Genomic DNA, 13,904 nt, shown 5'->3' with positions numbered 1-13,904 from the left:
GCGGCGGCGATCATCGGCCGCCGAAACGAACACGCCGCGCCGAAAACGCGGCCCCTCCGACACAGTAGGTTTATCCCATGGCCCGAACTCTGCTGGTTACCAATGATTTCCCGCCACGGCCGGGCGGTATCCAGTCGTATCTGCAGGCGCTCACCGGACAGCTGCCGCCCGACGATCTGGTCGTCTACGCGCCGCGCTGGCGCGGGGATTCGCATCTGAAATTCGACGCCGCGCAGAAGTTCCAGGTCGTGCGCCATCCCACCACCCTGATGCTGCCGACACCGCTGGTGCTGCGCCGGGCGGCGCGGCTGCTGCGGAGCGAGAATTGCGACACCGTGTGGTTCGGCGCCGCCGCGCCGCTGGCATTGCTGTCGCCGATGCTGCGCCGGGCGGGCGCGGAACGCATTCTCGCCAGCACGCACGGACACGAGGTCGGCTGGTCCATGCTGCCCGGCGCGCGACAGGCGCTGCGGGCGATCGGGACGAACACCGACGTCGTCACCTATGTCAGCAAGTACACGCGCGGACGCTTCGCCTCGGCGTTCGGACCGACCGCGGCGCTGGAATATCTACCGCCCGGCGTCGACACCGAGGTGTTCCGTCCCGATCCGGGCGCCCGCGCCGAATTGCGCGCCCGCTACGGACTCGACGACCGCCCCACCGTGCTCTGCCTGTCCCGCCTGGTGCCGCGCAAGGGCCAGGACGCGCTGATCGTCGCCATGCGCGAGATCCGCGAACGCGTCGACGGCGCGGTGTTGGTGATCGCGGGCGGTGGCCCGTACGAGCAGAAATTGCGCGGGCTGGCCGCCGCGACGGGGGTCGCCGACGATGTGGTGTTCACCGGGCGGGTGCCCTCGGCCGAACTCGCCGCGCATCACACCATCGCCGACGTGTTCGCGATGCCGAGCCGTACCCGCGGGGCCGGGCTCGACGTCGAAGGCCTGGGCATCGTCTATCTGGAAGCCTCGGCCACCGGGGTTCCCGTGGTCGCGGGCAATTCCGGCGGTGCGCCCGAGACGGTGCTCGAAGGCAAGACCGGGCATGTGGTCGACGGTCGCGACGCCACCCGCATCGCCAACGCCATCGTGGACATCCTCTCCGACCGCGACGCCGCGGCGAAGATGGGCGCGGCCGGTCGCGAATTCGTCGAGCGGCAGTGGCGCTGGGACAGCCTGGGAGCGCGGCTGCGGCACCTGTTGCGCTGAGTGGTCGGCGCCGGGTGCGCGGCGGCGATCCGCACCCGGTGACAGTCGCGTATGCGCACATAACCGGATCAACTACGCTCAGCGGTGTGAGCAGTATTCAGGTCGCGGATCAGACATTCGTCGCCGCCGACGGCGCCGCTGTCGCCGAGGTGCTCGGCGGGCCGAACCGTTGGCGCGAGTGGTGGCCGGATCTCGAACTCGAGGTCAGGGAAGATCGCGGTGACAAGGGGATTCGCTGGACGGTGAGCGGCGGGCTGACCGGCACCATGGAGGTGTGGTTGCAGCCGGCGCTGGACGGGGTGATCCTGCACTACTTCCTGCATGCCGAGCCGTCGGGTGTCGAGCGGATGTCGCCGCGCCGATTGCTCGCGGTCATCCGTACGCGCCGGGTCGCGGGCAAACGGATGTCGTTCGAGATCAAGGCACGCCTGGAAGCGGGTCGCGCCGCGGGCGTGACCCCCGCCGCGTGAACCCCACCGCCTGAACCACGCTTCGCCGACCGCGACCCGTCACCGGGACGAGCACGTCGCTGGAAAGGAACCGTTGACCACCATGGCCGACCGGACCCAGAGGTCGATCCTCATCGCGGCACCTTCGCGGCGGGTGATGGCCGTCATCGCCGACCTGGAGTCCTACCCGGAATGGGTCGCGGCGGCGAAATCCGTCGAGGTGCTGGAGAAAGGGGCCGACGGCCGTGCGCTGACCGCGCGGTTCGTGCTCGACGCGGGCGTCGTGAAGGACACCTATGTGCTCTCCTACACCTGGCGTCCCGACGACAAGGCGGTCAGCTGGCGGATGACCAGCGGTGAGCTACAGAAGGCGCAGGACGGCACCTACGAACTGCGCGAACTGCCCGACGGCACCACCGAGGTCACCTACAAGCTGACCGTCGACCTGAACATCCCGATGATCGGCATGTTCAAACGCAAGGCCGAGAAGGTGATCACCGATACCGCGCTGAAAGAACTGAAGAAACGGGTCGAAGGCTGACCGCCGCGCGAACCCGTCTGGAACTGTTCATCGGCAAGGGCGGGGTCGGCAAGACGACACTGGCGTGCGCGACGGCGATCGCCCACGCCCGCGCGGGCCGTCGGGCGCTGCTCGCCTCGATGGACCAGTCGCATTCGCTCGGTGACGCGTTCGGCTTCCGCTTCCCGCACGACGCGGGAACGATCGCCGGAATCGTGAACGTCGCGCCCGATCTCGATGTGATCGAGTTGGATTCGCTCGCGCTGCTGGAGGATCGGTTCCGCGAGGTGGTCCATGTGCTCGGCGCGGACACCGGACACGACCACGGCATCGATATCGCCGCACTCGATCCGGCCGAGTTGACCGGTCTGCCCGGCGTCCAGGAACTGCTGATGCTGGTGGAAGTGGCCCAGTTGGCGAGCGAGGACGACTGGGACGTGATCGTCCTGGACTGCCCGCCGTCGGCCGACACGCTGCGCGTGCTGAGCGCGCCGCCGACGCTGCTCGGCTATGTGGAGCGGATCTGGCCGCCGCACGCGCGCACGATGAGCGGAATCGGCGCCGACCTGCGTCGCGCGGTCCTGGCGGCGGCGGTGGAGCGGATCGTCGCCGCGGTCACCGAGGTGAACGACCTGCTCGGCGATCACGACCGCACCGAGGCGCGGCTGGTCACCCTCGCCGAACAACTCGCCGTCGCCGAGACCGCGCGGCTGCGGTCGGCGGCGGTCCTGCTCGGGCTTCGGGTGACCGAGGTGATCGTCAACAAGCTGCTGCCGCCCGCGCCGCCACCATCGGGCCCCTCGGAACATCCTGCGGCGCACTGGTATCTGAACCGGCGCGCCGAACAACTCGACGTCATCGCGCGAATGCGACAAGCCGTGCCGGGTATCCCGGTGCTGACGGCCCAGCACACCGGCTCGGAGCCGGTCGGCTACGGGTCGCTGTCCGCCCTGTCGTACGCGGTGGACGCGCATCCTATGCTTGGCGACAATCCAACGGAAGTACGGGAGGTTCACGCGAGTTCCGCTGTGCCGGTGGTTCGATGTGAGTCGGGCACCGGCCTGCATTCGGTGTACTCGCTGCGGCTGCCCCTGCCCGTCGCCGATCCGGCGACGCTGCGACTGGGACGAGTGGAGGACGATTTGATCGTGGGAGCGGACGGGGTGCGGCGCCGGGTGCGCCTGGCTCCGGTGTTGCGACGGTGCATGGTCGACGGCGCCGAACTCGATGGCGGATACCTGGTCGTACGCTTCGTCCCGGATCCGGAAATGTGGCCGCGATGACGCGGCCCCGTGATTCCCGCCCGGGGCCCGACGAGGAACCCGGTGACGGCTTCGGCGAATTCGCCGAGGAACTCAAACTACTGGCCGAAACCGTCCTGGAGCGGGTCGAACCCGTCCTGCGGCACGCGGCGGACCAACCGGGCGAATGGTCGAGTTGCAGTTGGTGCCCGGTCTGCGCCGCGGCGGCGCTGATGCGCGGTGAACATCACCAGGTCGTGGCGGCGATCGCCGATCACGGCACGGCCATCGTGACGGTGCTGCGCGAAGCACTGGCCGGCGCGCCGGTCGAGCCGGTGCCCGCCGACGCCGAGTCCGAAGGCGCCAGGCATGAAGGCGGCGGGTCCGCAAGCGGCGGGTCCGCAAGCGGCGGGTCCGAAGATGCTGCGCCACACCAGCATACGCATCGTCATCGCGAGTCCGACGCGGCGGACCGGCCGCGACCGGAGCGCACCGCGGCCGCGGGCCGGGCGCGATCGAAGTACGTCGGCATTCCCGTGACGATCAAGGCATGACCGATCGGACCTCACCCGTCACTCCGCTGACCGTCGGTATCGACGTCGGGGGCACCAATATCCGCGCCTCGGTCGTCGACGGCGACGGCGAGGTGCTCGACACCGTCCAGGCCCCGACCCCGCATTCGGCCCGCGCGCTGGAGAACGCGCTGGAACGGGCCGTGCACGAACTGCGCGAACGTCATCCGATCGGCGCGGTCGGGCTCGCGGTGGCGGGTTTCATCAACGCCGACCGTTCCACGGTGCGCTTCGCCCCGCATCTGCCGTGGCAGGACACCCCCGTGGCGCAGCGGCTCACCAGGCGACTGGATCTGCCCGTCATCCTCGAACACGACGCGAACGCCGCGGCCTGGGCCGAGTACCGCTTCGGGGCCGCGGCGGGCGGGCACAACGTGGTGCTGGTGGCGATCGGCACCGGGATCGGCGCGGCGCTGCTCATCGACGGCACGCTGTATCGCGGAAGTCACGGCGTCGCACCGGAACTCGGGCATCTCCAGGTGGTGCCGGACGGCCGGGCCTGCCCGTGCGGCAAACGCGGGTGCTGGGAGCGGTATTGCAGCGGTACCGCGCTCGCCGACACCGCGATCGAATTGCTGGCGACCGATCCGGTGCGGTCCACCGTGCTCGCCCGCGAGGTGTTCCGCGATCCCGGTTCGCTGACCGGTCGCCGGGTGGCGGGCGCCGCGCAGGACGGCGACCCGATCGCGGTGCGCGCCGTGGCCGATTTCGCCCGGTGGCTCGGCCTCGGACTCGCGTTCGTCAGCGATATCTTCGATCCGGATCTGGTGGTGATCGCGGGCGGAGTCAGCAGTTCGGCTCCGCTGTTCCTCGATGAGGCGCGCGAGGAGTACGCGCGCGCGGTCACCGGAGCCGGTCACCGGCCGCTCGCTCGCATCCGCACCACGCAGTTGGGCGAGGCGGCGGGGATGATCGGCGCCGCGGAACTGGCGCGCGCGGTCCTCGTCGACACCGACCCGCATCCGAATCACGTCGCACCCACCCGCCGCTGACGAACCCGCAAAACCGGACATACGTTCGAATACGGGTACCTGTCAAGGGGACTGATGCCATGGGATTGCGGAATGGATCACGCCAATGTGGTGACATACCTCGCTGCGATTGGATGTGATCTCCGACCAGCGGTAAAGTCGGCAACTACGCAGGTTGCCCACTTCTATCCCGGTCCCGGGGGAAGGACGTCATGTTCTACTGGCTGCTGAAGTACGTGCTGCTGGGACCGTTGATGCATCTCTACAACCGGCCGACGGTCCAAGGCCTGGAAAATGTCCCCACCGACGGGCCCGCCATCATGGCGGGTAACCACCTCTCCTTCGCCGACTGGCTGTTCGCGCCACTGATGAGCCCCCGCCGGATCAATTACCTGGCCAAGGCCGAATATTTCAACACCCCGGGATTCAAGGGCCGCTTGCAGAAGTGGTTCTTCACCACCTCCGGTCAGTATCCGATCGACCGCACCGGCGCCAGCGCCGCAGAAGACGCGCTCAGCGCCGCGCGCAAACTGCTCGACGAAGGGCGGCTCGTCGGTCTCTATCCGGAGGGCACCCGCTCCCCCGACGGCCGCCTCTACAAGGGCAAGACCGGCATGGCCCGGCTCGCGCTCGAGACCGGCGTTCCCGTCATCCCGGTCGCCGTCATCGGCACCGACGGCGTCTCGCCTCCCGGCCCGTTCCGCTGGCGTCGTCAGAAGGTGACCGTCAAATTCGGCACCCCGATCGACTTCTCCCGGTACGAGGGCATGGGCGGCAACCGCTTCGTCGAACGCGCCGTCACCGACGAGGTGATGTACGACCTGATGCAGCTCGGCGGGCAGGAATACGTGGACGTGTACGCCCACAGCCTCAAGAAGGGCGTGCCCTCGGGTAGCAGCCCCGAGGCGACCCGCATTCCCGAATCGAAGGCGGGCTGAGCGAATCCGTCTGCCGAGAAAGCCCCGAGCCGCGCTCGGGGCTTTTCTCGTTCCCGGCCCCGATGAGGTTGCTCACACCCCCAAGCGAACGACAAGGCGCTCTTATGGTGCGACGGTAAGACTTCCGGACATGTTCAAGAAATTGTTGGCTGCCGCGGGGGTCGGCGGCGCGGAAGTCGAGACCGAACTGTTCACCCACGGTGTGCAGCCGGGCGGCATCGTCGAGGGTGTCATCCGGTTGCGCGGCGGCAATGTCGCGCAGGACATCTCGCGGATCGCCGTCGAATTCGTGACCAGGGTGGAGCAGGAGTACGAGGATCACGAGGGTCTTCGTGACACCGGCTTCGGGTGGACGGCGGTGCACGGACCGCTGCACCTGCCGGTCGGCGCGCCGCTGGAATTCCGGTTCGGGGCCAGAGCGCCGATGGAAACTCCCATCACCTTCTACAACGGACGCCATCTGCCCGGCACCCAGGTCGCGCTGCGCACCGTCGTCGAGATCCAGGGCGCGGTCGACGCCGCCGACACCGACCCCATCGGCGTGGGAGCGCTGCCCGCGCAGCATGTGCTGCTGGAGGCGGTGGAACGCTTGGGATTTCCGCTGCGCAGCGCCGACGTGGAGGCGGGCCGGATCAGGAATTCCGCGCAGCAGTTGCCGTTCTACCAGGAGATCGAATTCGGCGGCTCGCACAACTATCCGCAGTTGAACCAGCTCGAGCTCACCTTCATCGCCGCCGACCACGGCATGAGCGTGGTGCTGGAGGCGGATAAGCGCGGTACCTGGTATTCCGAGGGCAGCGATGTCTTCGACGCGCTGTGGGTCGACTACGCCGCACTGGGACACCGGGATTGGGCAGGCGAATTACATCACCGACTGGCCGGTATGATCTCGCGGCGCTGATCGTTCCGGGGCGGTCCTCGCTCCCCACCGGGGGCCGTCCGGCTCCGCGCCCGGGCCCGATCCTGGCCAACCCCGGACACGATCCGCGTCCGCGGTGCACAATCACTGTGTACGACTTCCCGGGGTCATTCGCGGAGCGTCGGCGCGGCAGCGCGAAACCCGATGTTCCGCAATACGAGCGAGGGGGCCGTTGTGTCCGAGTCATCGCCCGATCTGCTCATGTCGCTGACCGTCGCGGCCGCGCACCAGCTGGGATATTCCTGCCGGACCGCGGCCGCCGCCGACGACGTGATCCTTTCCGGGCCCGGCGGCAACGTGCTGGTCGGTCTGACGAATCTGCGGCGAATGGCCGACGACGAACCCCGCGAACAGTGGCCCGCCCTTGTCGCGGATTATCTGAGCACCAGCCTGATCCAGGTCACCGCCGACCACGATCCGCTCGATACCAGCGATTTCGCGATGATGCGCCATCTCATCCGTACCCGGCTCTACTCCGCGGAGGCGACCGCGCCCGAGGTCGTGCACCGGCCGGTGGCGCCGGGCCTGGTGCAGCGAGTACTCATCGACCAGGTGCACACCATGGCTCCGGTCACCTACCCGATGCTCGCGAACTGGCCGATCGACGCGGCGGGACTGTTCGAACTGGCCGAATACAACACCCGCGCCGACGGTCCGCTCGACGTGGTCACCCACGATTTCGACAGCCCGCGCCAAGCCCGTATCGAACTCACGATGCTGTGCGGCATCTCGGACTACACCACCGCGCACGCCCGCTGGCTCGGCGACGACTATCCGGTGGCGGGAACGGCGGGAACGGTTTTCGTCATCCCCTCCCAACGCCATATCTACGCCTACCCGGTGACCGACGTCCAGGTGATCCGGGCGACCACGCTGCTGGCCCAGCTCGCCGTCCTCGAATACACCAAGCGGCCGTGGCCGGTCAGCCAGGACGTGTATTGGTGGCATCACGGCGCTATCGACCTCGCGGCCTCCATCCGCCACGAAGCCGATCAGCTCTGTATCTATCCCGAGGAGCGCTTCCTCGCGACGTTGGACCGGTTGTCCTCGTGAGCGAACCCGAATCCGCCGCGTCGGCAGCGTTGTTCGGGCACGATAGCGATCGGGGGTACAGCTGAGTTGTCGTGCGGCTGAGTTGTTCCCGTCCGAGGCGTTCGGTACGCGCGTGTGAGGTGAGGTGTGCATGGTCCGCCGCGATCCCGGTGGTCGACTTTTCCAGCTGTCCCGGCGGACGCCGGCCGGACAGTCCGACGTTCCGCCGACCGGCGCGGCCGTACGCAGCGCGAAACTGGCCGCGCTGCCGGTCGCCTACGCGGGCAGGCGGGTCGCGGGTGCGGGCCGTCGCGCGATCGGCCGATCGGCGGCCGAGGTCGACCGGGATATCCGCGAGCGCACCGCGCAGCACGTCTTCGCGGTACTCGGTGAGATGAAGGGCTGCGTCGCCAAACTCGGCCAGATGCTCGCGATCTACGAATTCGCCCTGCCCGCCGATGTGGCAGGCCCCTACCGGGAAGCCCTCGCGCGACTGCAGGATTCGGCCCCGTCGATGCTGCCCGCCACCGTGCACGCCGTACTCGCCGACCAGATGGGTCCGCGATGGCGGAGCATGTTCCTCGATTTCGACGACCGCCGTCCCGCCGCCGCCTCGGTCGGTCAGGTGCACCGCGCGATCTGGCACGACGGCGGGGCCGTCGCGGTCAAGGTGATGTATCCCGGTGCGCGCCAGGCCATCGGCAACGACCTGACGGCATTGCGGCGAATGGCGCCGCTGTTCAACGCGCTGCTGCCCGGCGCGGACTCGCGCGCGGTCATCGAGCGGTTGTGCGCCTACATCAGCGAAGAACTCGACTACGAACTCGAGGCGGCGCACCAGAGCAGATTCGCCGAAGCCTATGCCGACGACCCCGATTTCGTGGTGCCGCGCGTCATCGCGCAATACCCCGACGTCCTGGTCACCGAATGGCTCGACGGCACGTCGCTGTCGCGGCTCATCGCGCGCGGCACGCCCTTCGAACGTGACCGCGTCGGCCTGCTCATCCTGCGGTTCCTGTTCTCCGGACCCACCCGCGCCGGACTCCTCTACGGCGACCCGCACCCGGGGAATTTCCGCGTCATGCCCGACGGGCGGCTCGGCGTGGTCGATTTCGGTGCCTGCGCGCCCTGGCCGCCCGGATACCTGGACATGGTCAAGGATTTCGCCCCGGCCATGCTGCGGTGCGCCCCGGACGAACTGGAGGCGGCCATCCGCCGCAACGGCTATGTCGCGCCGGGACGGCCGCTCGACATGGACACCGTCGTCGCGAGGATCGCCCCGCTTCGCGATGCCGTCCTCGCGCCGACCCTCGAACTGGATTCGCGGTGGATGCGCAGGCAGATGGCGGCGGTCACCGATCTCAGCGTCACCAATGTGCTGCGCCAACTGACTATGCCGTCCGAGCACACCACGGTCGCGCGCACCGCCGTCGCCGGACTCGGCGTGCTCGGCCAGTTGCGGGCCGCGATCCCGCTGCGCCGCGAGTACGAGCGATGGTTCCCCGAGGTCGTGGCGACCCTGGCGGACGTCCGTCCCGGCTGAGACGCGAGGTGCGGATCGGACGGAGTCCGACGTTCTCGGCCACCGACCGGCAACCCTTCACCGACCGCGTGTACAGACCGTCCGGTAGCACCGGTGTCGGATGATCGGACAGCGCGCCCCCGTATCGCCGAAAGGTAGCCGACCGCCGTTGAGCCGACCGTTCGGTCTGCTCGAAAGTTCGTACGCCGAGTCCGCCGCCACCGACGGCGAGGCCGTCGGTCCGACACCGGCGGCAGACGGGTTCGGCGCTCGCCGACCGTCCGATCCCGAACCGGTTCGCGGAAACCGGCCATAGCCGCCGGAAGGGCCTCCATCACCGCAGGTCGGAGCGGGTGTGCGCGGAGTCTCGCAAGCCCCCCTTGATTCGGGTGCACATCGAGGGCCCGGCTGTGGTTAGCTTTCGTGCCATGAGCACGCCGCACTCTGTCTCCGCCGAAGAATTTCTACCTCGTGACACCGCGGATGTCGTTCGCACTGTGCGGGATTCACGGGGGCGCGTGGCTCGGCTGACGGTGAGCGGCGGCGAGCTGCTCGACGACGGCCTCGCACTGCCCGATCACCGGGCCGTGGTGTCGCTGCGCCGGATGAATTCGGTGCTCGACATCAACCTGGGCAAACGGACCGTTCGGGTTCAGGCGGGCGCCAAACTCTCCGATATCGATCGACGCCTCGGCGCGCACGGCCTCGGCCTGCCGATCGTCGGCGACCACCGCGACATCACCGCGGGCGGTTTCGCCTCGGTCGGCGGCGTCAGCAGCGCCTCGCACCGGTTCGGCCTGTTCGCCGACCAGATCGTCGATCTGGAATACGTCGACCCCGACGGGCGGATCGGCACCTGCGGGCGCAACCACCACACCGAGCGGTTCCACCGGATCCTCGGCGCGGGCGGACGCGCGGGCATCATCACGGCGCTGACCCTCGACGCGATCGATATCGACAAGGACCACACCTGGCTCACCACCGACGCCGACCGGTTCCTGGATTTCGATTCCTTCGTCGAACACGCGCACGCCGAGATCCTGCGGCCCGCCAACGCGGCGTTGCAGGTCGGCCGCTGGGTCGACACCGCGCCGCTGAAGGTGTCCCGGCCGGTCGGCACCGGACACGTGCAACTCGGCACGGTCCGCTTCGGCCAGTGGTCGAGCCTCTACCCCACCACCCCGACGCGCTCGCTGCGCGCCAGGCGCGAGGTCGGCACGAGGACCAGGAAATCGCTGGGCGCGATCGCCTCGGCCGCGGGCGGACGCGCGGGCATGCCGGTGCGCAACGCGGCGGCGGGCGCGCTGATGTTCGCGCCCAAGGTGCTGACACTGCGTGACGCCGAATACCTGGCCGACACGGTGATCAGCTCCTCCGAACGCGGTCCCGCCTACCGGGTGGGCATCTTCGCGCCCCTGTCGAGTTACAGCTCGGTCTTCTACCGCCTGCACGATCTGTTCTCGGGGCACCGTGAGCGCACCGGCTGCTTCACGGTCATCTCCGCGATGACCTACGGCGTGCGCTCGGCGTATCTGCGGGCCGAGGCCGAGGGGCGCAACCTGCCCACCGAGGACCACGGTCTGATCACCTTCACCTGTCGACTCCGGCCCTCGGCACTGCCGTCGGAACTGTTGCGCGACATCGTTTCCGCGATCGACGACATCTGCGTCTCCGAACACGCCCTGCGGTACGACTCGGCCGATTAGACTGTGCCGCACCGTGAAGTCGCTGGGCGGTAGCTCCCCTCCGGGCTCTGCCGCCGGTCGGCGGGTCGTGGCTTCGACACCGTCGACGGGGTGCCGAAGCGTGTGATCAGCGTTCATCGACTGTGAAGGTTGCTGTTCCGATGCTCGAAATCCGCCCCGCGCCCGTCCGATTCACCGATCGTCTCCGCCCCGGCGGTCTGCGTCCCGATCGCGCTCCGCGCTGCCCCGCCGATTCCCTCGGCGGACTCTGCGTCCTGGTCACCGACGCCTGTTCCGATGTCGGCCGCGCCACCGCGACCAGGCTCGCCATGCGCGGCGCGCGACTGGTGCTCGTGGCGCGACGCTCCGATCAACTGGTCGGCGTCTGCGAGGAGATCACCGCGACCGGCGGGCTCGCGCGCTGGCACCGGTGCGACCTGTCCGCGCTCGGCGATATCGACCAGCTGGTGGACTGGGTGCGCGGTGAATTCGGCGCCGTCGACGTCCTCGTCAACAACGCGACCCGCCCGCAGCGCCGCCCCGTCACGCAATCGCTGGATCGCTTCCGCGACTACCAGCGCACCATGGCCGCCAACTACTTCGGCCCGCTGCGCCTGACCCTCGGCCTGCTACCCGCGATGCTGCAATCCGGGTCGGGCCATGTCATCAATGTCGGGCCGTTGCACCCGAATGCCGCCGCCACCCCGTATTTCGCGTCCTACGCCAGCTCCGTGGCGGCGTGGACCACCTTCGGTCAGTGCGCCGACGCCGAGCTGGCGCCGCACGGTATCCAGGTGAGCGCGGTGCGCTACCCGGTGACGGGCACCGACACCGAGGACGACACCGCCGATTTCGCGGTCACCGCCGCCGAGTCGGCCCGAACCATCGAGAACACCATCCGCGAGCGCTACGACACCCCGCGGAGCCGCCAGCCCCGGCTGACCCGAGCGTTGCGCGGCCTCGCGGACGCGGCCCCGCGTTCCACCCAGCGTCTCATCGACACCTTCAGCAGGTGATCTCGCGACAGGCTGGCGCACAACGAAAAGCGCCCCGCCGGTGAGCGGGGCGCTTCGTTGTCTCGCGGTACGAGTTCAGTGCTTCTCCGGGCCGAGGTAGTACTCGAAGACCAGTCCGCCCGCCGCGGCCAGCACGCAGACCACGCCGATGCCGATCAACCAGAACTGGAAGAACGCCAGGCCCAGCGCGGTGATCGAGCCCGCGCCCGCGAGCAGGATCGGCCAGGGGCTACCCGGCGAGAAGAAGCCGAGGTCACCGGCGCCGTCCACGATCTCGGCATCCTCGTAATCCTCGGGACGCAGGTCGAGACGACGGGCGACGAACCGGAAGTAGGTGCCGATGATCAGCGACAGACCCGCGGTCAGCACGATCGCGGTGGTGCCCGCCCACTCGACGCCGGTGCGCGACCTACCGGTGAAGAATCCGTAGATGATGCCGGTGATCACGAAGAACACCGTGAGCAGCTCGAAAATCCGCGCTTCGATCTTCATATCGGAATCAGTCCCTTACTTGGCTTCGACCGCGGTCTTGGTCGTGCGATCGGTGTTGAACGGACGGGTCGAGGTGGCGACCGGGGACTCACCGATGGACTCGAGCGCCTGGGCGTTGGTCTTGCCCGCCTTGCGCGCGTCGAGGTACTTGGTGAAGTTCTCCGGCGACACCGCGCGGACCTCGAAGTTCATCATCGAGTGGTAGGTACCGCACATCTCCGCGCAGCGGCCGACGAACGCGCCTTCCTTCTCGATCTCGGTGATCTGGAAGACGTTGTCGGAATGGTTTTCCTTCGGGTTCGGCATCACGTCGCGCTTGAACAGGAATTCCGGCACCCAGAAGGCGTGGATGACGTCCGCGGCGGCGAGCTGGAACTCGATGACCTTGCCGGTCGGCAGCACCAGGACCGGGATCTCGCTCGACGAGCCGACGGTCTCGATCTTGTCGTAGTGCAGGAACGAGAGGATGTCGTTGGCGGGCTTGCCGTGCAGCGGACCCGGCTGCGGGTGGCCGTCCTTGGTGAGGTGCTCGTATTCCTCGAGCTGCTCCTTGGCGGCATCCTCGCGGACGGAGTCGATACCGTCGAACTTGTAGCCGTCCTTGAAGTCGATATCGCGGTAGCCGAACTTCCAGTTCCACTGGAAGGCGGTCACGTCGATGGTGACGTCCGGATCCGGCACCTTCTCGTGCACGTAGTTCTGCACGACGACGGTGAAGTAGAACAGCACCGCGATGATGACGAACGGAATCGCCGTGTAGGTCAGCTCCAGCGGCACGTTGTAGCCGGTCTGGCGCGGGAACTCCGGCGAGTCCTTCTTCTTGCGGTGGAAGATGATGGTCCAGAAGGTCAGACCCCACACCAGGACGCCCATCACCAAGGCGGCGAGGATGGACCAGGTCCACAGCTCCCGCATCCGGGTGCCCTGCGGCGTGATGCCGGAAGGCCAGCCGAACCGCAGCCAGACATTGTCGATCGAGCAGCCCGAGACGAGCATCGCGGTGATCCCGAGGGATACCGCCAGCCCGGCCCGCCGGAGGACTCGGCCCCTGGCGGGTCGTGCCCCGATCTCTTCGCTCGCCTTGTGCGCCACGCTCACGCCTTCCTGGTCGCCACACATTCCGACATATGCGCCGCCGAGGGTGCGATCTCCCCGGCGACACGTTCCAAGCACGTTTCAGGCCGTCCGCCACCGGCACGACGTGGTGCACACGCCAGCTGAGAATGACCTGAGTACTACGCAGCGTAGACCAAACCGGCGCACAGTTCGTCGTCGGGTCGTCTTCGACACTCCGCCCGCCGGGACCGGGCCGGGCAGGTCCGGCAAAAGCCCTGGATACCGG

General features: G+C 68.4%; 14 protein-coding genes. 12 read left to right on the top strand and 2 right to left on the bottom strand.

Annotation, left to right across the window (positions count from 1 at the left end):
• Window positions 1-77 precede the first annotated feature (77 nt).
• From OG225_RS03510 to OG225_RS03455, 12 genes are all read left to right on the top strand, one after another.
• Window positions 78-1,205, top strand: coding sequence for a glycosyltransferase family 4 protein (locus OG225_RS03510; protein WP_405180377.1), 1,128 nt, complete (start codon window positions 78-80; stop codon window positions 1,203-1,205).
• 86 nt (window positions 1,206-1,291) lie between these two features.
• Complete coding sequence (locus OG225_RS03505; protein WP_405180376.1) at window positions 1,292-1,675, top strand: polyketide cyclase / dehydrase and lipid transport; 384 nt, start codon at window positions 1,292-1,294, stop codon at window positions 1,673-1,675.
• A gap of 82 nt (window positions 1,676-1,757) precedes the next feature.
• The gene (locus tag OG225_RS03500) at window positions 1,758-2,195 is read left to right on the top strand and encodes an SRPBCC family protein (RefSeq protein WP_405183177.1); all 438 of its coding nucleotides are present in this window, start codon (window positions 1,758-1,760) and stop codon (window positions 2,193-2,195) included.
• Complete coding sequence (locus tag OG225_RS03495) at window positions 2,192-3,457, top strand: ArsA family ATPase (protein ID WP_405183176.1); 1,266 nt, start codon at window positions 2,192-2,194, stop codon at window positions 3,455-3,457. Before OG225_RS03500 ends, OG225_RS03495 begins: the two co-directional genes overlap by 4 nt.
• Window positions 3,454-3,969 (top strand): hypothetical protein, encoded by a 516-nt coding sequence (locus OG225_RS03490; protein WP_405180375.1) that lies wholly within the window; start codon window positions 3,454-3,456, stop codon window positions 3,967-3,969. Before OG225_RS03495 ends, OG225_RS03490 begins: the two co-directional genes overlap by 4 nt.
• Window positions 3,966-4,979: an ROK family glucokinase gene (locus OG225_RS03485; RefSeq protein ID WP_216910010.1), complete on the top strand. Its 1,014-nt coding sequence runs from the start codon at window positions 3,966-3,968 to the stop codon at window positions 4,977-4,979. Before OG225_RS03490 ends, OG225_RS03485 begins: the two co-directional genes overlap by 4 nt.
• 191 nt (window positions 4,980-5,170) lie before the next feature.
• A complete protein-coding gene (locus OG225_RS03480) occupies window positions 5,171-5,896 on the top strand; it encodes a lysophospholipid acyltransferase family protein (RefSeq protein WP_405180374.1) in 726 nt (241 codons plus the stop codon).
• Window positions 5,897-6,026: 130 nt separating this feature from the next.
• Window positions 6,027-6,797, top strand: a complete 771-nt coding sequence (locus OG225_RS03475; protein WP_405180373.1) for a sporulation protein — start codon at window positions 6,027-6,029, stop codon at window positions 6,795-6,797.
• A 192-nt stretch (window positions 6,798-6,989) separates the two neighbouring features.
• The gene (locus OG225_RS03470; protein ID WP_405180372.1) at window positions 6,990-7,868 is read left to right on the top strand and encodes a hypothetical protein; all 879 of its coding nucleotides are present in this window, start codon (window positions 6,990-6,992) and stop codon (window positions 7,866-7,868) included.
• A 130-nt stretch (window positions 7,869-7,998) separates the two neighbouring features.
• The gene (locus OG225_RS03465; RefSeq protein WP_405180371.1) at window positions 7,999-9,390 is read left to right on the top strand and encodes an ABC1 kinase family protein; all 1,392 of its coding nucleotides are present in this window, start codon (window positions 7,999-8,001) and stop codon (window positions 9,388-9,390) included.
• A gap of 407 nt (window positions 9,391-9,797) precedes the next feature.
• A complete protein-coding gene (locus OG225_RS03460) occupies window positions 9,798-11,075 on the top strand; it encodes an FAD-binding oxidoreductase (RefSeq protein ID WP_216910020.1) in 1,278 nt (425 codons plus the stop codon).
• A gap of 140 nt (window positions 11,076-11,215) precedes the next feature.
• Window positions 11,216-12,070, top strand: a complete 855-nt coding sequence (locus OG225_RS03455) for an SDR family NAD(P)-dependent oxidoreductase (RefSeq protein WP_405180370.1) — start codon at window positions 11,216-11,218, stop codon at window positions 12,068-12,070.
• A gap of 75 nt (window positions 12,071-12,145) precedes the next feature.
• Here the strand turns inward: OG225_RS03455 and OG225_RS03450 are convergent, their stop codons facing one another.
• Window positions 12,146-12,562, bottom strand: a complete 417-nt coding sequence (locus OG225_RS03450) for a cytochrome c oxidase subunit 4 (protein WP_109526301.1) — start codon at window positions 12,560-12,562, stop codon at window positions 12,146-12,148.
• A 15-nt stretch (window positions 12,563-12,577) separates the two neighbouring features.
• Window positions 12,578-13,558 (bottom strand): cytochrome c oxidase subunit II, encoded by a 981-nt coding sequence (locus OG225_RS03445; RefSeq protein WP_405183175.1) that lies wholly within the window; start codon window positions 13,556-13,558, stop codon window positions 12,578-12,580.
• Window positions 13,559-13,904 lie beyond the last annotated feature (346 nt).

Origin of the sequence: Nocardia sp. NBC_01377, from assembly GCF_045040005.1 — a bacterium.
GTDB lineage: Bacteria > Actinomycetota > Actinomycetes > Mycobacteriales > Mycobacteriaceae > Nocardia > Nocardia noduli.
Note: the sequence above shows the minus strand (reverse complement) of the source record. Positions and strands in the feature narration are given on the sequence as shown.

Bases quoted from the DNA above. Each gene is read 5' to 3' on its own strand.
- OG225_RS03510 (WP_405180377.1), top strand. From the start codon at position 78: ATGGCCCGAACTCTGCTGGTTACCAATGATTTCCCGCCACGGCCGGGC.
- OG225_RS03500 (WP_405183177.1), top strand. From the start codon at position 1,758: ATGGCCGACCGGACCCAGAGGTCGATCCTCATCGCGGCACCTTCGCGG.
- OG225_RS03490 (WP_405180375.1), top strand. From the start codon at position 3,454: ATGACGCGGCCCCGTGATTCCCGCCCGGGGCCCGACGAGGAACCCGGT.
- OG225_RS03485 (WP_216910010.1), top strand. From the start codon at position 3,966: ATGACCGATCGGACCTCACCCGTCACTCCGCTGACCGTCGGTATCGAC.
- OG225_RS03480 (WP_405180374.1), top strand. From the start codon at position 5,171: ATGTTCTACTGGCTGCTGAAGTACGTGCTGCTGGGACCGTTGATGCAT.
- OG225_RS03475 (WP_405180373.1), top strand. From the start codon at position 6,027: ATGTTCAAGAAATTGTTGGCTGCCGCGGGGGTCGGCGGCGCGGAAGTC.
- OG225_RS03465 (WP_405180371.1), top strand. From the start codon at position 7,999: ATGGTCCGCCGCGATCCCGGTGGTCGACTTTTCCAGCTGTCCCGGCGG.
- OG225_RS03460 (WP_216910020.1), top strand. From the start codon at position 9,798: ATGAGCACGCCGCACTCTGTCTCCGCCGAAGAATTTCTACCTCGTGAC.
- OG225_RS03455 (WP_405180370.1), top strand. From the start codon at position 11,216: ATGCTCGAAATCCGCCCCGCGCCCGTCCGATTCACCGATCGTCTCCGC.
- OG225_RS03450 (WP_109526301.1), bottom strand. From the start codon at position 12,562: ATGAAGATCGAAGCGCGGATTTTCGAGCTGCTCACGGTGTTCTTCGTG.
- OG225_RS03445 (WP_405183175.1), bottom strand. From the start codon at position 13,558: ATGCTCGTCTCGGGCTGCTCGATCGACAATGTCTGGCTGCGGTTCGGC.